At 30.7% G+C, this 26,787-nt stretch carries 29 protein-coding genes; 15 read left to right on the forward strand and 14 right to left on the reverse strand.

Annotated features, from left to right (window positions below; all coding sequences use genetic code 11):
• Nucleotides 1–20: 20 nt before the first annotated feature.
• The 4 genes from ACQ0RB_RS05570 to ACQ0RB_RS05585 form a co-directional block, all read right to left on the reverse strand.
• Nucleotides 21–824, reverse strand: coding sequence for a PAS domain-containing protein (locus ACQ0RB_RS05570; RefSeq protein WP_430497092.1), 804 nt, complete (start codon nucleotides 822–824; stop codon nucleotides 21–23).
• A complete protein-coding gene (locus ACQ0RB_RS05575; protein ID WP_129760665.1) occupies nucleotides 811–1,230 on the reverse strand; it encodes a hypothetical protein in 420 nt (139 codons plus the stop codon). The genes ACQ0RB_RS05570 and ACQ0RB_RS05575 overlap by 14 nt, the downstream gene beginning before the upstream one ends.
• A 3-nt stretch (nucleotides 1,231–1,233) precedes the next feature.
• Nucleotides 1,234–1,647 carry a hypothetical protein gene (locus ACQ0RB_RS05580; RefSeq protein ID WP_129760664.1) on the reverse strand — a complete coding sequence of 138 codons (414 nt, stop codon included), beginning with the start codon at nucleotides 1,645–1,647 and terminating at the stop codon, nucleotides 1,234–1,236.
• A 191-nt stretch (nucleotides 1,648–1,838) separates the two neighbouring features.
• On the reverse strand, nucleotides 1,839–5,393 hold the full coding sequence (locus ACQ0RB_RS05585) for a PAS domain S-box protein (protein WP_430497095.1): 3,555 nt from the start codon (nucleotides 5,391–5,393) through the stop codon (nucleotides 1,839–1,841).
• Between the two features lie 348 nt (nucleotides 5,394–5,741).
• Between ACQ0RB_RS05585 and ACQ0RB_RS05590 the strand changes: the two genes are divergently transcribed.
• The 9 genes from ACQ0RB_RS05590 to ACQ0RB_RS05630 all read left to right on the forward strand — a co-directional run bounded on the left by ACQ0RB_RS05590 (nucleotide 5,742) and on the right by ACQ0RB_RS05630 (nucleotide 12,155).
• Nucleotides 5,742–6,287: a carboxymuconolactone decarboxylase family protein gene (locus tag ACQ0RB_RS05590; RefSeq protein ID WP_131507464.1), complete on the forward strand. Its 546-nt coding sequence runs from the start codon at nucleotides 5,742–5,744 to the stop codon at nucleotides 6,285–6,287.
• 68 nt (nucleotides 6,288–6,355) lie between these two features.
• Entirely contained in the window at nucleotides 6,356–6,805 is a 450-nt protein-coding gene (locus ACQ0RB_RS05595) for a hypothetical protein (RefSeq protein ID WP_187347853.1), read from the forward strand.
• Nucleotides 6,806–6,853: 48 nt separating this feature from the next.
• Complete coding sequence (locus tag ACQ0RB_RS05600) at nucleotides 6,854–7,309, forward strand: DUF1348 family protein (protein WP_430497097.1); 456 nt, start codon at nucleotides 6,854–6,856, stop codon at nucleotides 7,307–7,309.
• 21 nt (nucleotides 7,310–7,330) lie between these two features.
• On the forward strand, nucleotides 7,331–8,359 hold the full coding sequence (locus ACQ0RB_RS05605) for a hypothetical protein (protein WP_430497099.1): 1,029 nt from the start codon (nucleotides 7,331–7,333) through the stop codon (nucleotides 8,357–8,359).
• A gap of 15 nt (nucleotides 8,360–8,374) precedes the next feature.
• The gene (locus ACQ0RB_RS05610; protein ID WP_430497101.1) at nucleotides 8,375–9,262 is read left to right on the forward strand and encodes a helix-turn-helix domain-containing protein; all 888 of its coding nucleotides are present in this window, start codon (nucleotides 8,375–8,377) and stop codon (nucleotides 9,260–9,262) included.
• Nucleotides 9,263–9,338: 76 nt separating this feature from the next.
• Nucleotides 9,339–10,190 (forward strand): helix-turn-helix domain-containing protein, encoded by an 852-nt coding sequence (locus ACQ0RB_RS05615; protein ID WP_430497103.1) that lies wholly within the window; start codon nucleotides 9,339–9,341, stop codon nucleotides 10,188–10,190.
• 142 nt (nucleotides 10,191–10,332) lie between these two features.
• Nucleotides 10,333–10,818, forward strand: coding sequence for a DUF1772 domain-containing protein (locus ACQ0RB_RS05620; RefSeq protein ID WP_430497105.1), 486 nt, complete (start codon nucleotides 10,333–10,335; stop codon nucleotides 10,816–10,818).
• 12 nt (nucleotides 10,819–10,830) lie between these two features.
• Nucleotides 10,831–11,670 (forward strand): NmrA family NAD(P)-binding protein, encoded by an 840-nt coding sequence (locus ACQ0RB_RS05625; RefSeq protein ID WP_430497107.1) that lies wholly within the window; start codon nucleotides 10,831–10,833, stop codon nucleotides 11,668–11,670.
• Nucleotides 11,671–11,765: 95 nt separating this feature from the next.
• The gene (locus ACQ0RB_RS05630; protein WP_430497109.1) at nucleotides 11,766–12,155 is read left to right on the forward strand and encodes a DUF6122 family protein; all 390 of its coding nucleotides are present in this window, start codon (nucleotides 11,766–11,768) and stop codon (nucleotides 12,153–12,155) included.
• Between the two features lie 20 nt (nucleotides 12,156–12,175).
• On the opposite strand, the gene ACQ0RB_RS05635 is transcribed toward ACQ0RB_RS05630, so the two are convergent.
• From ACQ0RB_RS05635 to nhaA, 10 genes are all read right to left on the reverse strand, one after another.
• Nucleotides 12,176–13,006 carry a universal stress protein gene (locus ACQ0RB_RS05635; RefSeq protein WP_129760654.1) on the reverse strand — a complete coding sequence of 277 codons (831 nt, stop codon included), beginning with the start codon at nucleotides 13,004–13,006 and terminating at the stop codon, nucleotides 12,176–12,178.
• A gap of 150 nt (nucleotides 13,007–13,156) precedes the next feature.
• The gene (locus ACQ0RB_RS05640; protein WP_129760653.1) at nucleotides 13,157–13,543 is read right to left on the reverse strand and encodes a hypothetical protein; all 387 of its coding nucleotides are present in this window, start codon (nucleotides 13,541–13,543) and stop codon (nucleotides 13,157–13,159) included.
• 16 nt (nucleotides 13,544–13,559) lie between these two features.
• Nucleotides 13,560–13,979 (reverse strand): hypothetical protein, encoded by a 420-nt coding sequence (locus ACQ0RB_RS05645; protein WP_129760652.1) that lies wholly within the window; start codon nucleotides 13,977–13,979, stop codon nucleotides 13,560–13,562.
• An 8-nt stretch (nucleotides 13,980–13,987) separates the two neighbouring features.
• The gene (locus ACQ0RB_RS05650; protein WP_129760651.1) at nucleotides 13,988–14,407 is read right to left on the reverse strand and encodes a GreA/GreB family elongation factor; all 420 of its coding nucleotides are present in this window, start codon (nucleotides 14,405–14,407) and stop codon (nucleotides 13,988–13,990) included.
• Nucleotides 14,408–14,429: 22 nt separating this feature from the next.
• Nucleotides 14,430–15,734: a Glu/Leu/Phe/Val family dehydrogenase gene (locus tag ACQ0RB_RS05655; RefSeq protein WP_430497112.1), complete on the reverse strand. Its 1,305-nt coding sequence runs from the start codon at nucleotides 15,732–15,734 to the stop codon at nucleotides 14,430–14,432.
• Nucleotides 15,735–15,775: 41 nt separating this feature from the next.
• Nucleotides 15,776–15,907, reverse strand: coding sequence for a hypothetical protein (locus ACQ0RB_RS05660; protein WP_262732930.1), 132 nt, complete (start codon nucleotides 15,905–15,907; stop codon nucleotides 15,776–15,778).
• A gap of 22 nt (nucleotides 15,908–15,929) precedes the next feature.
• Nucleotides 15,930–16,106 (reverse strand): hypothetical protein, encoded by a 177-nt coding sequence (locus tag ACQ0RB_RS05665; protein ID WP_161566744.1) that lies wholly within the window; start codon nucleotides 16,104–16,106, stop codon nucleotides 15,930–15,932.
• A gap of 187 nt (nucleotides 16,107–16,293) precedes the next feature.
• The gene (locus tag ACQ0RB_RS05670) at nucleotides 16,294–17,625 is read right to left on the reverse strand and encodes a sigma-54-dependent transcriptional regulator (RefSeq protein WP_430497115.1); all 1,332 of its coding nucleotides are present in this window, start codon (nucleotides 17,623–17,625) and stop codon (nucleotides 16,294–16,296) included.
• Nucleotides 17,626–17,632: 7 nt separating this feature from the next.
• Entirely contained in the window at nucleotides 17,633–18,727 is a 1,095-nt protein-coding gene (locus ACQ0RB_RS05675; protein ID WP_134200174.1) for a sensor histidine kinase, read from the reverse strand.
• A gap of 63 nt (nucleotides 18,728–18,790) precedes the next feature.
• Nucleotides 18,791–20,095: a Na+/H+ antiporter NhaA gene (gene nhaA, locus ACQ0RB_RS05680; RefSeq protein ID WP_131507490.1), complete on the reverse strand. Its 1,305-nt coding sequence runs from the start codon at nucleotides 20,093–20,095 to the stop codon at nucleotides 18,791–18,793.
• 302 nt (nucleotides 20,096–20,397) lie between these two features.
• Here nhaA and ACQ0RB_RS05685 point away from each other — a divergent pair, with 302 nt between their 5' ends.
• From ACQ0RB_RS05685 to ACQ0RB_RS05710, 6 genes are all read left to right on the forward strand, one after another.
• Nucleotides 20,398–20,970, forward strand: coding sequence for a sugar O-acetyltransferase (locus ACQ0RB_RS05685; RefSeq protein ID WP_430497117.1), 573 nt, complete (start codon nucleotides 20,398–20,400; stop codon nucleotides 20,968–20,970).
• Nucleotides 20,971–21,050: 80 nt separating this feature from the next.
• Nucleotides 21,051–22,490 carry an SDR family oxidoreductase gene (locus ACQ0RB_RS05690; RefSeq protein WP_430497119.1) on the forward strand — a complete coding sequence of 480 codons (1,440 nt, stop codon included), beginning with the start codon at nucleotides 21,051–21,053 and terminating at the stop codon, nucleotides 22,488–22,490.
• Nucleotides 22,491–22,512: 22 nt separating this feature from the next.
• Entirely contained in the window at nucleotides 22,513–23,109 is a 597-nt protein-coding gene (locus ACQ0RB_RS05695; protein ID WP_131507495.1) for a hypothetical protein, read from the forward strand.
• 21 nt (nucleotides 23,110–23,130) lie between these two features.
• Entirely contained in the window at nucleotides 23,131–23,535 is a 405-nt protein-coding gene (locus ACQ0RB_RS05700) for a hypothetical protein (RefSeq protein WP_131507497.1), read from the forward strand.
• A 130-nt stretch (nucleotides 23,536–23,665) separates the two neighbouring features.
• Complete coding sequence (locus ACQ0RB_RS05705; RefSeq protein ID WP_430497122.1) at nucleotides 23,666–24,811, forward strand: aspartyl protease family protein; 1,146 nt, start codon at nucleotides 23,666–23,668, stop codon at nucleotides 24,809–24,811.
• A gap of 78 nt (nucleotides 24,812–24,889) precedes the next feature.
• Nucleotides 24,890–26,686: a helix-turn-helix domain-containing protein gene (locus ACQ0RB_RS05710; protein ID WP_430497123.1), complete on the forward strand. Its 1,797-nt coding sequence runs from the start codon at nucleotides 24,890–24,892 to the stop codon at nucleotides 26,684–26,686.
• Nucleotides 26,687–26,787 lie beyond the last annotated feature (101 nt).

The raw sequence follows: 26,787 nt of genomic DNA on the forward strand, positions 1-26,787 counted from the left end.
TTAAAGTTAATTATTTAGGGTTAAAGAGATGAGTACTCCTTTGGGGTTTTTAAAGTACTTACTCCTAATTTTTCTATTTCATTTATAATATTTTTTTTAAGGTTTTGTTTTATAATTAAAGTTGCCGAAACTACAATTCCTAGTTCATTAAAATTTGGAGAAACTAGTGTAGAATAGTTTATTTTTTTTCCATTTGCATCAAGGTCATAACTTTCAAATTCACTTAAAGCCTTGTTAATGAATACGTAATCAATATTTCTCTTAAAAACTTCAAAAAAATCAATGTTAATATAGTCATAAATATAGGTGCCAATCAAGTCTTTGATGCTTTTATTGTAACATTTTTTACTAACATTTAATATTTTTCCGTGTTTGGTAATTGTAAAAACATAAACAGGCATATTGTTAAAAAGTGTTTTGCTTTTTATGTTTTCTTCTTTTAAGTTTTTATTGTCTAATTTATATTGGGTAACGTCATTATATACTGCTAAATACCTTGTATGTTTTTCTTTTTTAGTTTTAAATGGAATTATCGTTGCATCTAACCAAATTTCTTTACCATTAGATAAGGTTTCGCTTAGAGTACCTTTCCATGTTTTTCCCATTTTTAAAGTTCGCCATAACCCTTTATACAAAGGATCTGAATGTAAATGAGACTTAAAAAGTGTATGCGATTCTCCTACTACTTTATCACTATCATACTCTAGTGTTTTACAAAAAACATTATTGGCATACTCTACTCTTCCTAAGTCGTCTGTTATGGTAACCATAGAGTTAGATTCTAATTGAGATAATATTAAATTTTTAAGCTTATTCTCTCCCATAAAAATCATTTTTAGTTTCTATACAGTATTGTTTTGCTAATCTTATGTCACCAAAAATGCCATGAGGTGTAGTAGAATCGTATATTCTTTTATAAGAAGCAATTAAAAGTTTTGCTCCAATAGAATTTAGAATAAAAGCTTCAGAAATTCTTAAACTTTTTAAAATTGGGGAATTAGCCATTAAATTTCCTGCTTCAGGTGTAAAGGCTCCTTTAACACCTCTTATATCTACAACAAAAGGCATTGGGTTACCCTGACACATTTTTTCAATTGCTTTTATATATTCCTCTACTTTATTCAAATCTAATTTGCTGTAATTATTAGTGCTTAAAAATTGACAAAAAAGTATACCATCTTCAATCCAAAATTTAGTATTGCCTACTTTCACAACTTTATGATTATCCATACTTTAACTTAATCCGTTGAAAATAATATTGTTTTTATCGCAATGCCTTATTGCCATCCTTAACGTCTTAAATACTCTATCTGGAATTATAGGGTTATACATAAAACTATAAACAGTTAACACTCCTTTTAAAAGATAACTATCAACTAAAAATGTCTTAGAAAGCACTAAAGAATTAAGTATTGAGTTATTTACTAAAAACTTAAATATCTTAATAGCTTTAAAAAACTCTACATTTTCAATATTTATGATAATAGGCATATATTTTCCTCCTGATAATGAAGCTATTACTTTAGAGAAGATTTTTTCAACAGCAGCTTCCGTTTGGTTAGAGTCATAACTATTACTTACCTCACAATAAATAATATTGTCTTCAACCTTAAATCTAAAATCATCTATTCGTATTTCACTCTTCATTATTCTGAATTTGAATCATTTAAGACAATACCAATGCCAAAAAATGACCTCAAGAAGAAAAATAAACGCAATTCGTTGATTTTCAAATACTTAAAAATATTGAACTTTTTTCAGTGAAAATAAAACGTGTCGGAATACCGTGTTTTTTTTATAAGAAGAAAAGACACTCGCGGAATACCGTGAGTATTGTGTCAAGGTTTTTGTATTCCTAGTTTGGTCATTTTATCACGTAAGGTACTAGGTTTTAGTCCCAATACATCTGAAGCGCTTTTTGGACCACTAATTTTCCAGTTACAACTTTCTAACACTTCAAGTATGTGAGCTTTTAAAACAGAGTTTAAAGATAAGTCCTTACTATTGATACGTTGTTTTGATTTTTGCGTTGAAGTTTCAAAACCTGGTATCATTAAAGTTTCTGTGCTTGTTAGTATTACAGCTCTTTCTATTAAGTTTTCTAGCTCTCTAATATTCCCAGGCCAATTATAAGTCTTCATTTGAGCCATAGCTTCATCAGAAATATACTTTATTTGCTTTTCATAAGCTTTATTGAATTTATCTACAAAATGCTCTACTAATAAAGGAATATCGTCTTTACGATCTCTCAATGGCGGAATACTAATAGGGAACACGTTAAGCCTAAAATACAAGTCTTCCCTAAATTGTTTTTTCTCAATTTCTTCTTTAAGATTTCTGTTTGTAGCTGCAATAACTCTAACATCTAGCTTTTTTAAGCCAACTCCTCCTACTACCTCAATTTCGCCTTCTTGTAAAAATCTTAAAATTTTAGGTTGCATGTCTATGGGAAGTTCTCCTATTTCATCTAAAAAAAGCGTTCCACCATCAGCAAGTTCAAATTTTCCTACTTTATCACTAAACGCTCCTGTAAACGACCCTTTTTTATGTCCAAACAACTCGCTCTCAATCAACTCCCTTGGTATTGCTGAACAGTTTACTTTTATTAACGGTTTATTATTTCGGTTACTTGTATTGTGAATTGCTCTCGCTAATAGCTCTTTACCTGTACCAGATTCTCCTAACAATAATACAGTAGCATTTGTTGGAGCAACACGCTCTACTTCTGTCAACACATTACTAAACTCAACACTACCATATACCATTTCTTCATAATTGAAGACAAGGTCTAACTCATTTCTTAAATAAACGTTCTCTTGTTCTAACTGCTTTTTTAATTCATTCAACTCTTTATTAGCCTCTAAAAGCTGAGTATTTGTTTTCGCTATTGTTTCTTCAGCTATTTTACGTTCATAACTCTCTAACATTAAGGACACCACATTGGCTATAGAACTTGCAAACTCTTGTTCTTCAATAGTCCAATCTCTAGTCTCCTCACCAACATGCTCAAAACAAATTATACCATAATACCCAGTTGTGCTATTTATAAAGACATCCATTAACGATTTAATTTTATTAGGTTTAAGGTAGTTTTCTGAAAACTGCTTGGTGATGTTATCGTTTTGGGCATCAACCACTAAAATAGACTTATTGCTTTCTAAAGCCTTAAAATAGTTTGGGTTGTCCTCATAATTTATGGTGAAGTTTTTTTCATAAGAGTTTGATTTTAATTCATATAATTGCTCACAATGTATCGCATTATTATTATCATTAAAACTCCAAACACTTACACGACAAACATTTAATGTTTCGGCAGATAGTTTAGTAATTGTCTTTAATGAAGATTTAAAATCGTGTCCTACAAGTTCAGCTAATTTTAAAATTACATCTTTTTTTTGTGAAGACTGTATTGCACGTTCTTCTAATATTTTTTTAGCTTTTTCTTCCTCTGAAATATCTTTCATTGTTCCAAATAAAGCTGTAATTTCTCCAGTTTCGTTTTTAATAGCTCCCGTTAAAAATGATGCTAAAAACTGCTCCCCATTTTTTCTTATAATTTCATATTGAAGTGATGGAAACTCTCCTGCTTCTATTCTTTTTTTATCAACAAGAATTTTATTGTAGTCCTCTTTTTTAGTAAATGAGTAAGGTAATTGCATTCCAACCAATTCTTCTTTGGAGTATCCTAAAATTTTACAAGTTGAGTCGTTAACCATTATAACTTCCCCTTCAAGATTAGTTATAATTAAACCTTCTTGCATAGACATAACAAGGTTACTAGTAAACTCTTTGGCTGCTCTTAAATCGAGTTCTGCTTTTTTTCGTTCAGTAGTATCTATTATTGTTCCAAAATAAGATTTTATAGTTCCATCAGAGTCTTCAATACTAGAAACCATTACATCAACATTAAAACGGGTTCCGTCTTTACGCATGTATATAGTTTCAAAATTATTTAGTTCTTCTCCTCTTTCTATTTGTTCGTGACGAAGGTTGGACTCATCTTCAATTTCTGGTGGCGAAAAAGGATATGGACATTGCTGACCAATCAACTCTTCTTCAGTAAAACCAGACATCTTACAAAACGAAGGATTTACTTTGGTTATTTCGGTTTCCATATTGAACACAATTAACCCTTCGTTCATTGATTCTATTAAAGATTCAGAATAGTCTCTAGCTTCTTTTATTTCTAATTCAGCCTTTTTTTGTTTGGTAACATCTCTAATAATTCCAACAAGAAACTTATTACCTTCTTCATCTAAAAAGCGAGTTTTTTTAGTCGATAAATATTGTGTTTCTCCTCCTCTTAATGTTAAGGTTTCTTCATTGACGTTCTCTTCTCCTGTTTTTAAAACATGTCTATCTATTTTTAATGCTAATTCGGCCTCTTCAGGCTCAACATCTTCTACAAGTGTTTTACCTATAATATACTCTCTTGGAGAGTTGAACATTTCACAAAATGCATCGTTAGCTAAAATAACTTTACTATGCTCATCCTTAACAAAAACAGGATCTCCTATTTTATTAATAATGTTGTTTAAGTATTTTTCACTTTTAGCTATTAAACGTTCTGCAATTTTTTGTGGTGTTATGTCAATAAAATATAAGGTCAATCCATTAGCATGAGGATACACCTTATTGGCAAACCATTTATTTAAAGGTTCGTAATAATCCTCAAAATATTGGGTTTCTTTTGTCTCAATAGCTTTGTAAAATGCGTTGTAAGTTGGCAAACCTACAGCTTCAGGAAATACTGTCCAAACGTGCTTTCCTATTAGTTCTTTAGGTGATTTACCTAGAATTTCTCCTGCTCTATTGTTTGCATAAGTGTAGCAAAGATTGGTGTCAAACGATACTAATCCATCAGAAATATTATTTAATGTGTTTTCGAGTTGTGAGGAAATGTTTCTCTCAATCAGTAAATTAAGATATCTTTTTCTATAATTTAAAACCGAAAAAATGTCTTTATTAGATAGCTCGAGTGACTCTATTTCATAATCATGATCAGAAATTGATTGAAAATATTTAAGATAAGCTATTACTTTAGACTTAGTATTTTTTATGGCAGCCAAAAAAACTAAAACAGGAAATTCTTCTCCTTTTTTATGCTTATAAACAGCTTCAAATTCACGTTTTAAATGATCCTCTTGAAAATCTTTAAACCTCTGGTTAAACTCATTAATATATTTTTTTGGCCAAAACGGAAATGGAGTTTTAATATTTAGTAACTCGTTTTTATTAAATCCTGTTATACTACAAGCCGCAGCATTGACCATTAAAACTTCCCCTTGGGTGTCAGTAATTAAAAGTCCATCCTGTAAGGATTCAATAAAATTTTCAGAAAACCCATAGGAATTCTGTAGCTCTAGAAGTAATTTTTTCTTTGTGTTGCTCATAAAAACATATTTAATCCCTCTAATGCGCTTTGTTGAATTAACACCTGAAAAAATACTGCTTACTATATAAGAAAGTATTTAAGAAATTAAAGTACTTCTTTTATCATAAAAAAACTAATTTAATCGATAAAAGGACAAAAGAAATATTTATAGGTCTTTTTTAATCCACCCAACAAATAAGTTAGCAACTTAAAAAAAACGTAAAGAACTGTTAATCAAAACAAAACAGTTAAAATTATCTTAAAAGAAAATTATCCATTCATAGGCGAAAATTGTCCATTTTAACACATTGTTTTCTTCTTCAAATTTGCAGTGTCAATAATGACAAACAATTTAAAATATAAAAAAATGGAAAATTTAACTGCAACGGAATTTAAAGTTCCTACACGAGAAGAAGTATCTCAAAACAATCAAGAAATTTTTGACAATTTAAACAAAGCTCTAGGCTTTGTTCCAAACCTTTATGCTACAATAGCATATTCTGATAATGGTTTGAAACGTTTTTTAGACTACCAAAACGCTAAAACCTCTTTAAACAACAAAGAAAAAGAAGCTGTAAACCTTATTGTAAGTCAGGTAAACGAATGTGTGTATTGCCAAAGTGCACATTTAGTACTTGGTAAAATGAACGGATTTAGCGACGAGCAATTACTAGATATTAGAAAAGGAACAAGTGATAATGCTAAACTAAACGCTTTAGTAAAATTAGCAGCTGATATCACTGAAAACAGAGGAAAAGCTAGTAATGAAAATGTTGCTGATTTCTTTGCTCAAGGTTATACAAAAGAAAACCTTGTGGATGTTATTCTTCAAGTAAGTGACAAAACAGCAATGAATTATTTACACAACCTAACTAAAGTGCCAGTAGACTTTCCAATTGCTGAAAGTATTTAAAACATCCTAAAAAAACAGAGTCTTTTCTTGTTGAAGAGGCTCTTTATAACTCATTAAAACAAAACACAATGAAAACACATAGTATTAATTGGCGAAATGCCATTTTAGCAGGTATCACAGGGACTTTAGCTTTTGATTTGATAGGTCTTTTATTCACAGGAACATGGTGGGACATTGCAGGAATAATAGGAGAAAAAACAGGACTAGGTTTAGCGTATGGTGTATTTGGTCATTACTCAAACGGTATATTATTAGCTGTTTTATACGCAGGAATAGCACCATCATTAATTGGTCCTAATTGGCTAAGAGCTCAAATTTTTGTAATTGCAGAAACCATAGCACTTGTTTGGTTTTTTATGTTTCCGCTTTTAGGTGCTGGTGTTGCTGGTTTAGAAGCTGGAGCAATGCTACCAATACTTTCAATGGTAAGGCACTTAGCATATGGTGTTCCTTTATGGTTTTTTATTCATAAATTTCAACAACAAGAACTAAGCAGTAAAGCCACAATAAAAGCCTAATGATAATTAATCCAATACACAAACAACCTTTTTCATTCTAAAATCAAAATGAAGAAGGTTGTTAACACAACCAAAAACACATTAAAAATGAATACAGAAATAAAACACCCAATTCCTCCATTTAATGAAGAAACGGCAAGATTAAAAGTACAAATGGCTGAAGATGCTTGGAACTCTAAAGATCCAGTAAAAGTATCTAAAGCATATACTATAGATTCTGAATGGAGAAATAGAACTCAGTTTATTAACGGAAGAACTGAAATTGTTGCGTTTTTAACCAAAAAATGGAATAACGAAAAACACTACAAACTAAAAAAAGAGCTTTGGGGATTTAAAGACAATAGAATAGCTGTGAGGTTTGAGTATGAATTTCAAGATAATAACGACCAATGGTATAGAGCCTACGGAAATGAGCTTTGGGAATTTGACAAAAATGGGCTTATGCAAAAGCGTTACGCAAGCATAAATGATTTAAAAATTGAAGAAAGCGACAGACGATTATAAAACCTAACAATCAACAACACAATGAATAGAAGGCTTTTAGGAAATGTATTAATTGCTATACTCCTTGTTTTATTAGGTTCAGGTATAGCTATGTACATCATACCATTTAGCAAAGGTCTTGCTTCTTTGCATACAGTTTTTGGTTTCTTGTTTGTATTAACTATGGTATTCCATATAATCAATAACAAAAAACCACTCTTTAACTACATCACAGGAAATAGAAAACCACGTTTTCAAAAACTTCAAGCGCCATTTATTTTTAGCATTATTGTAGCTCTAGCTTTTGGTCTATATTTTAATATACCTTTATTAAATGGCGTTTATAATTTTGGTAATCAGTTAAGAAATAAAAAACTAGGGAAAGTTGAAACACCTTTTGAGTATGAAGTCATAGAACTCTCTAATGCTAATGGTCATCATAATTTTGAAATAGAATTAAAAAAAGGCAATGCTTTTCAATATCCTTTGTTCGCTATATGGTTAGAGGATAGTCTTGGTAATTATATAGAAACGCTTTATATTTCTAGAGTAATAGCATCAAGTACATTTGATTATGGTAAAAACGTTGACGGTAAATGGCAATCTTCAGTAAAAAGACGTCCTGAAGCTTTACCATATTGGTCTCATAAAAGAGGTATAAAAGCATCAGATGGTTTATATGTGCCGCTTAATAACGCTACAGATATTGATGCTGTTTCGGGTGCAACACCTACAGGGAATTTTATTATTAAATCTAAAAGTGATTTGAACGATTTAAAACACCATAAAGTAATGCTAGAAGTAAATCAATCTTACGATTGGAATAACTATTACACCAAAGATAAATTTCCTAATGATGACATATATTCTGGTTCTGGTCAAGTTGGTCAACCATCATTAATTTATGCTACAGAGGTATCACCTCTCAACATTAAAGACAATACGTATAAAATAATGCAACTTATAGGTCATGGACATCATTCAGGAAAAAATGGCAACCTTTACAAGGATCTTTCGCACATTAGCACAGCAAAACAAATTATAGATAGAGTAATTCTAAAAGTACACTAACAAGCAATAATAATTATGGAACAAAGAGATAGCTTTACGCTCACAAACCCACAAACAGGTAATTTAGCATTCAAACTATGTCATTTTGAACGTAACAATCCTTTTGACCATATAGACAAACACAACTATTATTCCCTTATTTGGATACAACAAGGTAACGGAATTATAAAAGCCGATTTTAATGCTTATAATTTTACGTCAAACACATTATTGTCGTTTTCACCTCATCAACCTTTTTTACTTGAAGCTGAAAGTCCTTTGAGTGGTTTAGTCATAAATTTTCATCCAGATTTTTTTTGTATTCATAAACACCATAAAGAAGTAGCTTGTCATGGTGTATTATTTAATAATATTTACAATCCTCCTTTTGTAGATGTAGATGCTAAAGCTCAAGCCAATTTTAATATGGTAGTAGAACAAATTAAAACTGAGATGCAAAATCCTGCTCTAGCACAATATGAATTATTGGTTTCTTACTTAAAGATTTTTTTAATTACTGCATCAAGATTAAAAACCGAGCAACAGTCTGAAATACAAAAAGAACGTAGTGATACAGAAGAACCATTTATACTTCAAAATTTAAAAAACTACATTGAAACACATTATAAAACCAAGCACTCTGCTAGTGAATATGCTGATATGCTTGCAATAACACCCAAAGCTCTTACCAAGTTAACCAAAGCCCACTTTAACAAAACACTAACCGATTTAATTTCTGAACGTATAATTATAGAAGCCAAACGAGAACTCTATTTAACTAACAAAACTGTAAAAGAAATAGCTTTTGAATTAGGTTATAATGATGAATATTACTTTAGTAGATTTTTTAAGAAAAATGCCGAAGTATCTCCTCAATTGTATAGAGACACTGTAGGATTTGATAGAATATCTGCCTTACAATAATATAACTCAAAAATAGTATCTTTATTCAAACTATTTCAATTACTACTATTGGTGTTTGGGCAACCTTGAAAAGTTAATGAATCGTGAAATAATAGACATAAACGACTACACAATTTTATTAGAAGAAGCTTCAACTAATACTACTTTAGTTGATTCCTGCTTTTTTGACGAACCAGTAATAGCTATAGCTTTTTATGGTGCTGGCGATGTTGGTTTAAATGTAAAATACAACGAAAAAACTAAAACATTTCATCATACAAAAGGTATGGTGCTTTCGTTTTATGCTGATGAAAAAGTAGAATTTGAGCACCTAGTTTCATCACAAAAACCATTACAATGCTTGGTGATAGCAACGAGTTTAAGAAATTTAGATAAGCTACCTAATGGTGAAGGTCAATTTCTAGAACAATTTTTACACCAACTAGTACATCCAAAAGATCATTATGTTGAAGGTCCTGTTTTTAAAATGAGCCCTGAAATGTTTCTATTAGTTGAACAGTTTTTTAGCAACACTTATGAAGGAGGCATTAAAATGATGTTTTACAAAAGCCATATGACGGCTTTACTTTCACATTACTTCGGACAATTAGCAAGTCAACAATCAACAAAAATAAATGTTGAACAACTTGAAAAAATTAATCTTGCGCAAGAAATCCTATTATCTGATTTAGAAAACCCACCTTCACTTACCGAACTTGCTCATAAAATAGGCACCAACACTAACACTCTAAAAAAAGAATTTAAAGCCCAATTTGGTGTTCCTGTTTTTAAGTACTTACAAAATGAGCGTTTAAATAAGGCACACAATCTCATAAAAAAAGAACGCACAACCATCCAAGAAGCTGCTTGGGCTGTAGGTTATGACAGCTTAGGCTCATTCTCAAATGCTTTTGAAAAAAAATTTGGCTACAGACCCAGTCAAGTCTAAAATGCTTTTCAAATAAATCTTAATGCTTTTTAAATAAGTAGCTGATTTACAATAGCTATAGATTTGTATCATAATTAAAAAATCAAAAATTATGATTAGCAATACTCTATTTCGGTAACCATTCAATAAAAAGCAAAGCACAATGAAAACTTCAGTATTTTTTATCACAGTTTTACTAAATGCACTTTCTGTTGGATTCTTCTTTGCTTGGTCAGTTTCGGTGATTTTAGGAACAAAAAAAGTTGGAGATTTCACTTATCTAGAAACCATGCAAAGCATTAATAAAGAAATTCTTAATCCTGTATTTTTTATCGTTTTTTTCGGGAGCTTAATCACTCTAATTTTAAATGCAGCTCTACAAAACAATAATAAACTAATGTTTTGGCTCTTATTAACTTCTGCAATTATATATCTCATAGGCACTTTTGGTGTTACTGCATTTGGAAATGTGCCCTTAAACAATGAATTAGATGCATTAGACATCAAAGCATTAAATATAAACGAAATAAAAAACTTCAGAGACTATTACGAAAGTAACTGGAACCAATATCATAACATAAGAACCCTATCAAATATGATTTCATTTATTCTTTTACTTATTTCAATTTTTATTCAAAAACTATTTTAAATCAATCAAATTATGAACAGTAACATTTTAATTATCGGAGGAACAGGAAAAACTGGTCGTCGAGTAGTAGAGCAATTACAAAAGAAAGGTATACAACCTAGAATTGGATCAAGACAAGCAACACCAAGCTTTGATTGGAACGATAAAAACACTTGGATTGAATCCTTAAAAGGCATTGAAAAAATGTACATCACCTATTACCCTGATTTAGCAGTACCAGGAGCTAAAGAAGCAATAGAAAGTTTAACTTATTTAGCTAAAGAACTTGGTGTAAAAAAAATTGTTTTGCTTTCAGGAAAAGGCGAAGTTGAAGCTGAAGCTTGCGAAACCATTGTAAAGAATTCTGGTGTAGATTATACCATTGTAAGAGCATCTTGGTTTAACCAAAATTGGAGCGAAAGCTTCTTTTTAGACCCAATACTTTCAGGAGAAGTGGCTCTACCAATGTCTAATGTTTTAATTCCGTTTGTAGATGCTAACGATATTGCTGAAGTAGCAGCAACAGTACTATTAGATAATGATTACAATGGAAAAACAATTGAAGTAACAGGTCCTGAACTAATTACTTTTAAAGACATTATTCACACAATCTCTACAGTTACAAATAGAAATTTAACCTTTCATGAGATAACTTTAGAACAGTATATTGAAGGCATGAGGCAAATGCAGTTACCTGAAGATGTAATTTGGCTAATTGAGTATTTATTTAGTAATGTACTTACTAATCCAAATAATCAAAAAATCAGCAATGATATAGAACAAGTATTAGGTAGAAAAGCTAGAACATTTTTGGAATACGCTAGAGAAACTGCTGATACCGAAGTTTGGAGTACTGCTGAAATTATCAAATAATTTTTTTCAAAAAAAGGTATACTATTTATTACACTATCTTTGCTTTTTCAACGCTCACTAAAAGTTAAAACGCTTTAATGAGCTAGCGCAAAAATATGCAACACTTTACACATTACTTTTTACACTTAGTGTTTCCGTTTTTAATAGCCTTTATATTCTTTAGGAAAGACTGGAAAAGAGTATACTTTATTTTATTAGCGACAATGCTTATTGATTTAGATCATCTTTTTGCAAACCCAATATTTCAAGACAATAGATGTAGTATTAATTTTCATCCACTACACACCTACTATGCTGCTATTGGTTACTTTGTATTGCTGTTTCTTAAAAAACCACTAAATATTATAGGCATTGGTTTACTGCTGCATTTATTAACTGACTTGATTGATTGTGTCTTTACTTATAGTAGCTGCAAATCTTGTTTAAATAATGCTCCTGCTATTAAACTTATTGAAGGTATATCTAAAATAATTGGATTAAACTGAAAAACAAGATTGTTATAAAATTACTGATGCAATGTTAATACAGTGTTTGTATTTAACTGTTTTAGTTTTAAAATAACATCAGACTTAAAAAGTCCTATTTTTCTAAAAAAGTTTGGTTTTTTATCTACAACACACATTATTTCATTGCGATGAGATTGTGCATAAGCCTTAAGCTGATTATTAGTTTTAGCATATTTTAAATCAACATGTGCATTTTGAAACTTACTTAAATACAGCATAAAGGCTTCTAAGTTATCCTTGATTTGCTCTGAAAGTTTATGTTCTTCTTCTAAAACTAGTATTCCTATTTCAACTTCTAAACCTCCAAGGCTTTTTCTAAATTGATCAAGTTGCTCATTGTTTAGTTTTTGCTTAAAATTTGAAGCTATGGTTAAACTTAAGCGTTTGCCTAACTTAACATTTGAAGGAATTATTAAAATTGGACAGTCTCTAACACTGTTTAAAATTTCATCATTAGTTTTTTCTACTTTTTTGTTTCCTCCACTGGTTAATAAAACTAAGTCGACACCCAAATGAGCTTGATGTTTTTTTACAGCATTAACTAAACTAGAACATTCAGTTATTGCATGAAAATTATGAGACTCTACTTTACTTAAAGAAATACAACGTTCTATTAGTTTGCCTAATTTACTCTCAGACTCTTGTTTAGGTTTTTCATACCACTCTTCATCGGCATGCAGCAACTCTAAAGCATCTAATCCATTAACACTAAATGAGTAGGCATGTAAAAAATAAAATTCACATACTTCGTGCTTAAAGAGTTTTAAAATAGCGTCAATAGCTTTTTCATTTGCAGTCGAAAAATCAGTTGGAATTAAAATTTTTTTCATCTTTTCTTCAGTTTTAAATATTACTCTTTATACTTAGGCTAACCGCAAAGTCAATCTCTTTGCGGTTATAAAAACAAAACTAACAACACTATAACTCACTATTAACTAATGAATGATGTTAAAACCGCCTAAGTATTTTTCTTTTTTAACTTACCTTCTCTTATAGGTTATCAATGTTTTATAAATAGCTGTTTTCAACTCATTGTAATCTTTTATCAATTGTTGATATTGCTGTCTTTTATTTTCATGCTGTTTTGCTCTAACTTCATCATAAGGCACTTTACCATATTCAAACTCGGTTTTTAACGATTGCTCATATTTACACAAAGCAGCAACCATTAAAACATTTTTTCGCCTTATAGACTTTACATGATTTACAACAGCTAAGCTTTTTATTAATTGAGTACCTATAGTATTTAAGTAGGTTAAATCTTCATTGTTATTTTCTAAAACTTCAAGCCACTGCTCTATTTCTTTAATATCCTTTTTTATACAAAGCCTTCTATAGGCATCTATTATTGTTTGTTGAAATTGCATTAAACAAACTGAGGAATTAAGTCATTTTTAAAAGCGCAAACTTGCCTTTCACTTTTTTAAAAAAATCATCTTTTAAACGTCTATATTTATCTAAATGATAGAGGTAACTTCTTCGGTAACTTTCGTGTTCTGTTATATATACCATATCACATTGTGTGTCTTCACACTCAACAATATGACTTCGAGATACAGAGTATTTCACTAAAGCATTTAGAAGTGTATCGTTTTCTTTTTGTTTTTTCTTAAAATGTGCTAAAACGTTTATATTATTTATTTTATCATCCATATTGTGTGTACAAATAGACACCAGATTAGCAAGCTCTTTTTTTATGTATTCTAGATGAGCTATCCAGTTATCTAACTCTACACTATTGATTTTGTGTGTTAAATCAACATCAGTATCATGATTATAAATTTCGTTTTCTACTTTTTTCATAGTTTACCTTAAATTACTGTACCTACGTCACTAAGCGTCTCTTCTTGTTCAACTTTTACAATCTTAACTTCTTGCTTACCATTTGGAAAATCCCACAGAACCGTATCACCTTCAGAATAACCAAATAGCGCTGAACCCAAAGGCGTTAAAACAGAAATTTTATTGCTCTTAAAGTCTTTTTCTATTGGAGTAACTACTTGTATTGTTCTTTGTATGTCATTACTAAAAGCTACAGTAACCATACTGTTAAACCTTACTATATCTGTAGGCATTAATTCGTGATCAACAATATGAGCAGTCTTTAACTCTTCAGAAAAACTCATTAAGCACTTCTGTGTTTCGTGATCTTCAGCATATCCTGATATGTTGAGTATGCGTTTTAAATACACATACTCTTTTTTTTCTAGTATTAGACTTCCATATTTCATCTTCTTTTCTATTTAAAATTAATTAAGGGAAAATACCTCTTTGAACATAAGCTCTTTCTATACGTTGAATAGCAATACAGTAAGCAGCTGTACGCATATCAATACCTTCTTGTCTTGAATAGTCATACACCTTATCAAACGACTCTTTAAGCTTTTTATCAAGTTTTGCCATAACCTCATTAAGTTGCCACAATTCTCCGTTTCGGTTTTGCAACCATTCAAAATAGCTTCCTACTACTCCACCTGAATTACATAAAATATCAGGTATTATAGTTATACCTCTTTTTAAAAGAATTTTCTCTCCTTCAACATTAGTTGGTCCATTAGCTCCTTCAGCAATTAACTGTGCTTTAATTTTTGAAGCATTGTCTTTGGTAATTTGATTGCCTAATGCAGCAGGAATACAGATGTCACAATCAAGTCCAAAAAATTTATCGTTATCTACAGGTTGAGCTTGAGGAAAATTAACGATACTTCCTTCGTTAATTTGACTGTAATTATACAAGTCTTCAACCTTTATTCCTTTTGGATTTTGTATACTTCCGTTTGCATCTTGTACTGCTACTAATTTTGCACCATCTTGCTCTAAAAAGTAAGCTGCCCAATAACCAACATTGCCAAAGCCTTGTACAATAAATTTTTTATCGGTTAATACTTGAGCATTTTTTTCGGCCCAAAACTTTATAGAAAGGTAAACTCCATAACCAGTTGCTCTGTCACGTCCTTCTAAGCCACCACTACCTGCAGGTTTTCCTGTTACTACATGCTGGTTTGCCGAACGTTGCGCTGGCGGACGCGTACTCATGTACGTGTCAGCCATCCACGCCATTGTTTGACTATTAGTATTTACATCTGGAGCTGGAATATCGTGTTCTGGACCAATATTATCTGCTAACGCATAAGTAAAACGTCTTGTAATACGCTCTAGTTCTGATTGAGAATATTTTGAAGGGTCTAATTTAATACCTCCTTTTCCTCCTCCATAAGGCAATCCTGCCAAAGAGGTTTTCCAAGTCATCCACATTGCTAATGCTCTAGCTGCATCAATATCAACTGTTGGATGATAACGAAGTCCGCCTTTATATGGACCTAAAGCATTATTGTGTTGCACACGGTAACCTGTAAAAACCTCAACATCACCATTATCCATCTTTACAGGGAAATTCACAATAATTTCGTTATTGGTAATGCTTAATATTTTTTTGATGTTAGGATGTAGTTTTATTTGGCTTGCAGCACTTTCAAACTGCTCCATAACATTATCCATCATGCCTCTTACAGGCACTTTCTTTTCTTCTTTTTTTATTTCTTTTGTTAATGTTGTCATTCTTTTTGCTACTTCTTTTATTGAATTTATTTTTTTAATTGTTATTTAAAATATCTGTTGCTTATGCTTCTTTCGTGATATTTCTCGTTTAAATACTTGTTAATTCTAGAGGCTTTTTTACTGCTTATTGCTTGCTTTGGAATAACAGCTGCTATTAATGTATTTAAGTTCATCTTCTCTTTCTTTTTAAAAAAATTAAACTAATTCTGTTTCGAGTTTTGCTGTCTTATTTAAAACTTCGTTCTCTGGTAAATGGTTTTCTTCAAAACCTTTTTCATCATACTCACTACAAGACCATACCTTATCCTTTTGAGTTGTTAAAACACAACTAGACATGTGTAAACAACTTGGACAAATATTAATGTGATTCATATAAAAAATGATTTAGTATTTATTATGTACCACTATAGGCAATGCATGTGCCAAACGAATTACACAGGTATATAAAAAACCTCAAAACCCTTTATTTACAAGGTGTTTTGAGGTTTTAAAAATTGCTTTTCACTTTTTTACACTGGTACTTATTTCCCCTAATGTGTAAAAACGTATCAGCTAAATTTTAATCCATAAGTTTTTGTCGGATAGTTTTTCTATCTATTTGAAGAATCTCTGCTGCTTTAGTTTTATTGTTTCCTGTAGCTCTTAGCACTTTTTCTATGTATTTTTTCTCCATAACACGAAGTGGTACAAGCTCATCAGTTGGTGTGTCAATTGTATATTTTAACCGCTCAGGAATATGTTCAACATCAATTATTTTGTCACTCATAATTACTGCTCGTTGAACAATGTTTTCTAACTCTCTAATATTTCCTGGCCAATCGTATCGTTTTAGTATTTGTAGTGCTTCTGGAGTTATTTTTAAAAACCTATCTTTATATTCAATACCATACTTTAAAAGAAACTTATCTACCAATAAACCAATGTCATCTTTACGGTTTCTTAGAGGAGGAATACTTATTTCTACTACTGATAATCGATAAAACAAATCTTCTCTAAAGGTTTGATTTTTTATCATACTCAACAAATCATTATTTGTAGCAGCTATAATACGCACATCTATTTTTTCGGCTTTGGTTGTTCCTACTTTAATTACTTCTTTTTCTTGAAGTACGCGTAGTAATCTAGACTGAACTGCCAATGAAGCGTTACCTATTTCATCTAAAAAAATTGTACCTCCATGTGCTGCTTGAAAAAACCCGTCTTTGTTAGTTTCTGCTCCAGTAAACGCACCTTTTACATAACCAAATAACTCAGCTTCCAAAAGATTTTCAGGAATTGCACCACAGTTTACTGCTACAAAAGGTGCTCTTGAGAATTTCCCTTGATAGTGAATAGCTCTTGCGACAAGCTCTTTACCTGTTCCACTTTCACCTTGTATATAGATTGTTGCTTTATTGTTTTTTACACGATCAATAATTTCAAAAACAGTTTTTATGCTTTCAGAATTTCCTATAATATCTCCATAAGCCTTTTGCTTTTGCTCTGTAGTGATTGTGTTTTTTTCGTCTGCAGTGGTTTCAGAAGTTCCTATCGCTTTTTGTAAAGCTTCTTTTAATTCTTCTTTTGTAAATGGTTTAGTAAGATAATCTACAACACCAGATTTTATAGCTTGCAACGACCCTTGTACCGAAGGATAACCTGTTATTACCAATGCTGGCATTTTAGGATAATGCTCTGAAGCAAACTTAATAAGCTCAAAACCATCAACCTCTGGCATTTTTAAATCTGTAATTAATAAATGTATATGTGTATCTCTCAAAATCATTACAGCTTCTTTTACAGACACAGCCTTAAAGACATGATAATTCCAAGATTGTAAATGTCGTTGTAATAATTCTAAAATATGAATATCATCATCAACTATAAGTATATTTTCCTTTCTTAATTTCATAATACTGCTACTTGTTTATAGGCAATTTTATAATGAATAATGCTCCTTTATCTGGATTGTTTTTAGCTACTATAGAACCTTTATGAGACGCAACAATACCATGCACAACACTTAGCCCTAAACCTGTTCCTTCTCCATGAGGTTTGGTCGTAAAAAAAGGCTGAAAGACTCTATCTAAATCGGTTTTTTTAAACCCGATACCTTGGTCAGAAATTTTTAAAACTATATCGCTTTTTGTACTGTAAGCTTCTATCGTTATCATGCTATTTTTTGGTGAAAAATAAATAGCATTAATTAATAAGTTGAAAAGGATTTGAGTCATTTGAATTTGGTCTGCGCGCAAAAACAATTCGTCTTCAAAAATTTTCAATTCATAATTAACTTGTTCTTTTTTAAAAGTTGCGTCTAAAAGTTTAATGGCATTATGAATACTTGGAATTAAATCTATCAGTTTCATTTCCTGAGGCATTTCGCATGCAAAAAACATTAGCTTTTTAACTACTTCTCTCGAAAAAATAGCATTTTGAATTATTTTATCTAAGTCGGAAACCGCTTTTTTATTAGACTTTAAATCTTCTCTAAGTAACTCACCAAATCCTAGAATGTTAGCTAAAGGTGTATTGAGTTCATGTGATATTCCTGCGGTTATTTTTCCTAAAATATTTAAACGGTCAGCATGCTCCATTTGGCGCTTTAATGAAATCTCGTTTTTTTGAATTTCTATACGCTCCAAAAGGCTTCCTATTTTTAAAGCCACACTGTCTAATAGTTGTTTTTCTTCTCTTAAAAAATTAATGTGCTGTGCTTTAGACTTCTCTAAATAAACCTCTAGCTTCCCTCTTTCAGTATTAAAAATATTGATAGTTGAGCTTATCTTTAAATCTTTATCAAGAAAATCATTTGTTGCGATTTTTATAGACTCGCAATCAATTAAAACATTAGTTTTTTTAGGGTATTGAAACGCTTTTTTTAAACTAAACGCTATGGCTTTTAAGGTGTCTTCAACCAATTCATAATCAGAATTTGCTATAATTGAAGACACCTCATATAGGCAAGTTAATTCTTTTATTCGCTCTTTTAAGGCTGATTCTGTTTCATTCATCATATACTACTTCTATTTTTATATCCTTCTAAATTCAACCTCTTATTACACAAACAAATTTACTCAATTTGAAGATTTAACTGTTCGTTTTCTTAAAATAAGATATCCTAAAACAGCTGAAATTAAAGAACCTATAAGAATGCCAATTTTAGCAGACGAAATAAATTCTGGTGTTGAAGCAAATGCTAAACTAGCAATAAAAATAGCCATAGTAAACCCTATTCCTGCTATAAAAGACACACCAAAAATATGTCTTGTAGTGATATCATTTGGAATTTGTATTAAGTTAAGTTTTTGAGCTAAAAACACAACAAGCGGAATTCCAAAACCTTTACCAAGTACCAAACACAATACAATATTTACAATTAAAGGAACATCAAGCTCGACTGAACTATTTATAACCACACCAGCATTAGCAAGTGCAAATAGCGGAATGATAAAATACGCTACCCAACCATGAAGATTATGTTCTAAATGCTGTAATGGAGACTGAAATTTGCTCGACCAATCTTCTAAATCATCCATGTGTTCAATTTGTTCTTTTGATAAAATAGGTTTTTGTAAAACACTAGCTGATTTTATGTCATTGAAAATAGTTTCCAACTGAGTTAAAAACGTTGATGTATCAATCTTTTGTCTTATAGGAATTGAAAATGCTAATAAAATACCTGCTACTGTAGGATGCACTCCCGATTTTAAAAACAATAACCATATAATAACACCTGTAAAAAAGGTTACAAACCTAGAGTAAAACCCTCTAAAAGACAGTATGTATAAAAAACCAAGTAAGGCTAACCCTATTAACAATAACACAGTATTAATAGTACCACTGTAGAAAATGGCAATTACCAAAACAGCTTCAATATCGTCAACAATAGCAAATGCTATTAAAAACACTTTTAAACTTAAAGGAACTCGTTTACCTAAAGCATTTAATACTGCTAAAGAAAATGCAATATCAGTAGCCATAGGTATTCCCCAACCTGAAAATGTTTCTGGGTTATTGTTAAGCAGCACAAATAACGCTACTGGTATTATTGCACCTCCTAAAGCTCCAAATAAAGGAAAAGCTAGCTTTTTAAATGAGTTTAGCTCGCCTATTAATACTTCTCGTTTTATTTCTAACCCAATAAGGAAAAAGAATATTGCCATTAACCCATCATTAATCCAAAGTAACAATGGTTTTTTAAGCTCAAAATTTTCAGAAGCAATTCCAATTTTATACTCCCAAATTGACTTATACAAATCACCATAACCCGAATTGGCCCAAACCAAAGCGATTACAGTCGTTAATAACAATAAAATACCACTCAATCCTTCAATTTTTATGAATTTTTGAAATGGTGAAAGAAATACTCTTTTAAGCATAGGCAATTATATTTATAAACGATTAAATTTTGACTCTCTTTTTATCACAGATAATATACCAAATTCGTTTTAAAAACTGAACGCTTATCGTCAAATACTTTATATTTAAGTGGTTCTTTACAAAAACTTTTTAGCTCAACTAAATCGCACTGGGTAAATTTTACCCACTAGAGTAAATTTCACTCAGTAGAACCTTAAAATTTGTTGACTATAATTATCCTCACAGCTCTTTAAGTAAAATGCCAAAAGCTGTATCTTTATTCCATAATTTTTTAGAAATCATAAAAAAACACCAATAACTCGTGACTGAAAAAGAAAAAATGCTGAATGGAGATTTTTACAACTCTAGATATCCTGAATTAATAGAAATGTATCACAATGCCCGAAAATTATTAAAAGCATACAATAATCTAGACTCTAAATTACTTGATGAACGCAATACTATTTTAGACACGCTTTTTGAGTTTAAAGGTGCAAACGTTTGGATTGAAACTCCTTTTTTTTGTGATTATGGTGCTAATATTTCAATAGAAAAAAACACATTTGTAAACACCAACTGTATGTTTTTAGATAACAACAAAATTTCTATCGGTAAAAACGGTTTGATTGCACCTTATGTTCAAATATACACAGCTACACACCCTTTAAAAGCTTCTGATCGTATAATTGAAACTGAAGATAATTCTCGTTACCTTACCTCTACTAAACCTGTAACCATTGGAGACAATGTATGGATTGGTGGAAACTCAGTAATTTTTCCTGGAGTAACCATTGGCAATAATGTAACCATTGGAGCTGGCAGTGTTGTTACTAAAGATATTCCTGATAACGTATTAGCTTTTGGAAACCCTTGTAAAGTTGTTAAGCAACTATAGCAATTACATACAATCTGTAATAAAATTAATTACCAATCAGATTTATTATCTTTAATACCGCAACTAATCTGCTGTGATTAATGAATAAAGTATTATTAACTGGAGCTACAGGATATATTGGAAAACGGTTATTACCTGTTCTAATAGAAAAAGGATGCTTTGTTGTATGTTGTGTTAGAGACAAAAATAAATTTCATATTGAAGATTCTATTAAAGACAGCATTAAAGTAATTGAATTAGACCTCACTAAAAAAGATACCTTTAACAATATTCCTAAAGATATTGATGCTGCTTACTACTTAGTGCATTCAATGTCAACTTCAGATGATTATTTTGAATTAGAAAAGCAGTCAGCCATAAATTTTAGAGAAGCCATAAATACTACAAGTGCAAAACAAGTAATTTATTTAAGTGGTATAGTAAACTCAAACTCTCTATCTAAACATTTACAATCTAGAAAAAACGTTGAAATTGAACTCAGCAAAGGCAATTATGCACAAACTACTGTACGTGCAGGAATAATTATTGGGTCTGGTAGCGCTTCTTTTGAAATTATTAGAGATTTGGTAGAAAAACTACCAATAATGGTTACACCCAAATGGCTAAAAACCAGATGTCAACCAATAGGAATTTCAGATGTTATTAAAATTTTAACTGGTGTTTTAGGGCATAACCACACCTATAACAAAAGCTTTGATATTGCAGGTAACGAAATACTTACTTACAAAGAAATGTTATTAGGCTTTGCTAAAGTGCGTGGTTTAAAAAGAATGATTTGGACAGTGCCAGTAATGACACCTAAGCTATCTTCATACTGGTTGTATTTTATCACCTCTACTTCTTACAAACTTGCTGTTTCATTAGTTGACAGTATGAAGGTTGAAGTTATTGCTAAAGATGACAGCATCATAAAATTGCTCAACATTACACCTCTTAGTTATGAAGAGGCTATCAAAAAAGCATTTAGTAAAATAGAGCAAAATGAAGTGGTTTCTAGCTGGAAAGATTCCACAGTAAGCGGAAGAATAAATTACAGAATATCTGACTATATAAAAGTACCTCAATTTGGATGCTTTATTGATGTTCGAAAAAGACCAGTTGAAAATCAAGAAAAATGCCTTGAAAAAATATGGAAAATAGGTGGAAAAACAGGATGGTATTATGGCAATTGGTTATGGAAACTTAGAGGTTTTTTTGACAAACTATTTGGAGGTGTTGGTTTAAGAAGAGGACGCACAAATATTTACGACATAAACTCTGGTGATACTTTAGATTTTTGGAGAGTACTTTATGCTGATAAAACTGAAAAACGTCTCTTATTATTTGCTGAAATGAAATTACCAGGTGAAGCTTGGTTAGAATTTAAAATACAAAACAACACACTTATTCAAACTGCTACATTTCGCCCAAAAGGCTTATTAGGTCGACTCTATTGGTACTTAGTATTACCATTTCACGGATTCATTTTTAAAGGCTTAATAACCGAGTTAACTAAAAATGATGCAGCAAAAAATAATTAATGATTTAATTATCTAAAACCAAATGGATTTAAACAGCATAAAAGAAAATTATAAAAATTATGATAATTGGGAAATCGAAAAAATAGCTTCAAAAGAAGCTAGCGCTCTAAAACCTGAAGTGATTGAAATCCTAAAATCCGAAATAACAAAAAGAAATTTAAACCTAAATTTAATTGATAGTATTGATTCTCAAAGACGAGAATTATCTGAATCTGAATTTATTGAATACTATACTATTTTAAGAAACCTTCCTTGTCCGAATTGTAAATCTAGAACACAAAAAATTAACGCTACTTTTATTGGACAAGTTGTTAGTATTTTAATTATTACAAACTATGAAAAATCTTTAAAAGTTTCTTGTTCCAATTGTCTTGATGAAATGCACAATAAAGCAAATACAAAATCTGCACTTTTGGGTTGGTGGGGAATTCCTTGGGGACCAATTCACACAATAAGGTCTTTTATATTTAACTCAAAAATGAAAAAAAATAATCGAACTGAAAAACCAAATGAAATTTTGACAAGTTTTATAATTAATAATATTGGAATACTAGAAAAAGCTAAAACTCAACCTGAAAAATTGACTGAATTTATTAATCAAGTAAATAATGAGATTTAAGATTTTTCAAACATTATAAACATGCCTAGAGAATTTGACTCATTTATTATAGTCCCTGAATTTGCTGAAAAACCTATTATGCATTACGATGACTATATTGGTAAAAAAACAGAAGATTATCCTGAAATGGCTTTGTTGCAATTTAAAAGTATCATCGCTTCATTTATTCATGATGCCACTGAAAAAGAGGAAAAAACAATTACTTTTTTTGAAACACCAAACACTAACATAAAAGCTCATTTTCAGAAAAAATTAAAAACCATAGACAAAACACTAAAAATAAATACTAACATTTTTTTAGACACTATTAGTATTCTACCTGAAGAAAACAACAACTATCATTTAGCAAAACTTACATTTATAGCAAACAACAAAAAAATATGTATGTATTCGTATGGTCCTGAGGTTATCAAAATTGAGAACTAACAATTACAAATACACTATCTTTAATCCTCCAACAAGAGAACACCAATAAATATCTATGAAACAAAATATTTTAATGCTCTTCGTATTAGTAGTTTTAGTAAGCTGTAGCTCGTTAAAAAAAATACAACTAATGAAATCTGGCGAAGTTAGTAATAGTAACTTTATGGAACGCATCAGTTTTGACTATGGTGCTAAACTTCCTATTGTAGAAGCCACTATAAATGGGCATAAAGGTAGATTTCTTTTTGATACAGGAGCACCAAATGTGCTATCAAAAGAGTTTTCCCAAAAACTTAATTTAAAAAAATTAGCCTATGGTAGTGTTGGCGATTCTGGAGGGAATGTTTTAAACAATCAAGCTTTTATACAAATTGAAACTATTACTTTAGGTAAGGTTACTTTTAAAAACACAGGAGCAATTATTCAAGACTTAGGAACATCACAGGCTATGAAATGCTTAAATATTGATGGAATTATTGGTGCTAATTTAATGCGAAATGCCTTTTGGAGAATTGATTACCAAAACAAAAAAATTGAAATCACTGACGATTTAAATCGTTTTGAACTAACAAACGAATATTCAATAATTAATTTTAAGACCAAAACTCAAGGCACACCTTTAATAGATTTAGATATAGATGGTGTAAAAGTCAAAAACTTAACATTTGATACAGGATCAAATGGTCAAATGTCAATACCCACAAGTGCTTTACAAGCGCTACAAAAAACTAAAACTGTGAGTTCAACGTATTCAATAGGCTCAACAACTTATGGTGTTGGCGGAAAAGCTAAAAATGACACTCTCTTTTATGGTGTTATAGATACAATTAAAATTGGAAATTTAAATCTTGAGAAGAAAATTATAAAATTTAGCACTCATAGCGATAATATTGGAAATAAGTACTTTGAGAATTATAATGTAGTTTTAGATTGGAAAAATGAAAAAATTTACATGAAAGAATTACGAAATTACCAACACGACTCCTTAATCGATTTTGGCTTTGGTATTGATTGGCAAGACGATGGTATATACATTGGCTCTATTTATACAAACTCTGATGCTACAAATAATTTACAAATAGGCGATAAAATACTAAAAATCAATAATCAAGAATTTAAAAACTTAAGTATCGACACCATTTGCACCACTTTTAAAAACAATGATTGGGATTATGAAAAACAAGACAGTATTATAATAACTGTAATGCGAAATGACAAAACCCATGAGTTTAAACTTAATAAGAAACAACTATTACCAGTTGCCATAAGTGATTAAAATATTAACATATTCTTACTCTGATTATATCAAATTATTTATTTTCGAAGTGTAAAACATTTAATTACACCATTATAGTTGAAAGCATCTTCTAAATCTATTGCTGTTCTGCCATTTGTCAATATGAGTAATGATATTGATAATGAATATTTTAGTGATGGTATAACTGAAGAAATCATTAATGCTTTATCTAATATTAAAGCACTAAAAGTGATTGCGCGAACGTCTTCTTTTGCCTTTAAAGGAAAACAAGTTGATGTTAGAGAAGTTGGAAAAGAACTCAATGTTTCAACCATATTAGAAGGAAGTGTAAGAAAAGTCAATAATCGTGTTCGTATTTCTGCACAATTAATTGACACATCAGATGGTGCGCATTATTGGTCTAAAAATTTTGATCGCGAGCTTGATGATATCTTCAAGTTGCAAGATGAAATTAGTCTTTTAATTGCCGATAAAATAAGAGAAAACTTTGGGCATTTCAATGTTGACGATTCTCTGGTAACACATCATAATATTTCTACAGAATCATATCACAATTATTTAAGGGCTAAAAAACTTATCTCTCGCTTTAATAAGGTCGATGTGTTTAAAGGAATTTCGATTTTAAAAGAAATTATAGAACAGCATCCTACTTTCGCATTAGCACATGTTAATATCCATTACGCATACAATATACTTGCTGCTGGTGGATTAATGCCTGTAAAAGAAGCTTTTGAAATTGGCGGGAATTATCTTGAAACAGCACATAACCTAAAAGTAGATTTACCTGAAGTACATCATTCATTAGGTTGGGACGCCCTTAATAAAAAATGGGATTTTAAAGCGGCTGCTTGCCATCTTAAAAAAGCCTTAGAATTAAAACCTGGTTATTCCGATGCACATCAAAAGCTTTTTATAACCTTAATTTTAGAAGGAAATCTAGAAGAAGCAAACACACATATAAATACTGCATACACACTAGATCCGCTTAACGATTTAAACAACTATTTTATGGGCTATAATGCCTATATCAATAAAGATGAAAACGCTGTAAAAAGGCATTTTAAAAGGTGTTTTGAAATCAACAACAAATTCATTGTTGGTTATGGCATTTATGCATTGGCCTTAGCGTATCACAAACAACCAGAACACATTATTGAAGTTGCACAGAGTATTCCAGAAATGGAAGGCTCTAAAATGGAGCAATTAATAATGACATCTTTAGCGCATGCAGTAATGCAAGACAAAGCAAAAGTTGAGTCTAACATAAGTAAACTAAAGCCTTTACTAAATTCTGATAGTCGTGAGCGAGTACGCTTTTTCTTGATTTATATTTACACGCTTTTGAAGCAATATAACAAGGCTTTAGATTTAATTGATGAAGGCATTTTGCACAAAGAACCTTTAATGACTTTGGTTAAAGTTGATCCCTTATTAGAGCCTTTGCGTAATCTTGAGCGTTTCAAAAATCAACTTGAAATTATTTTCGCTTTGTCTAACGAAAGTAAACCACAAACAGAAACCACTGAAAAACAACTACTTTCTAAAGACCAAATAGCACACTGTAAAACCGCTATTTTGGACCTAATGAAAAACGAAGAGTGTTTTCTGGACACCACATTGTCTTTACGAACATTAGCTGATAAAATCGATATTCATCCAAATCATTTATCATGGTTGCTTAATGCGAGTTTCAAGAAAAACTTCAACGATTTTATCAATACTTATCGTTTAGAATATTTTAAATCCATTGCACTAAAACCTGAGTTTAAACACATAACTATCCTAGGTTTAGCTTACGATAGTGGCTTTAATTCTAAAAGCGTTTTTAATACTTTTTTCAAAAAAACTGAAGGCATTACACCTAGTAAATGGGTGCAACAGCATTCTCAATAAACCGCTTCTTTTTATAAATTCAGAACGTTCTAAATTATAATTTAGCACGACGCATAACTGTTTATACTTCAATTTTGCAGTATCAAATAATCAATTAAAAA

Source organism: Gaetbulibacter sp. PBL-D1 (assembly GCF_050509525.1).
Taxonomy (GTDB): Bacteria; Bacteroidota; Bacteroidia; order Flavobacteriales; family Flavobacteriaceae; genus Gaetbulibacter_B; species Gaetbulibacter_B jejuensis.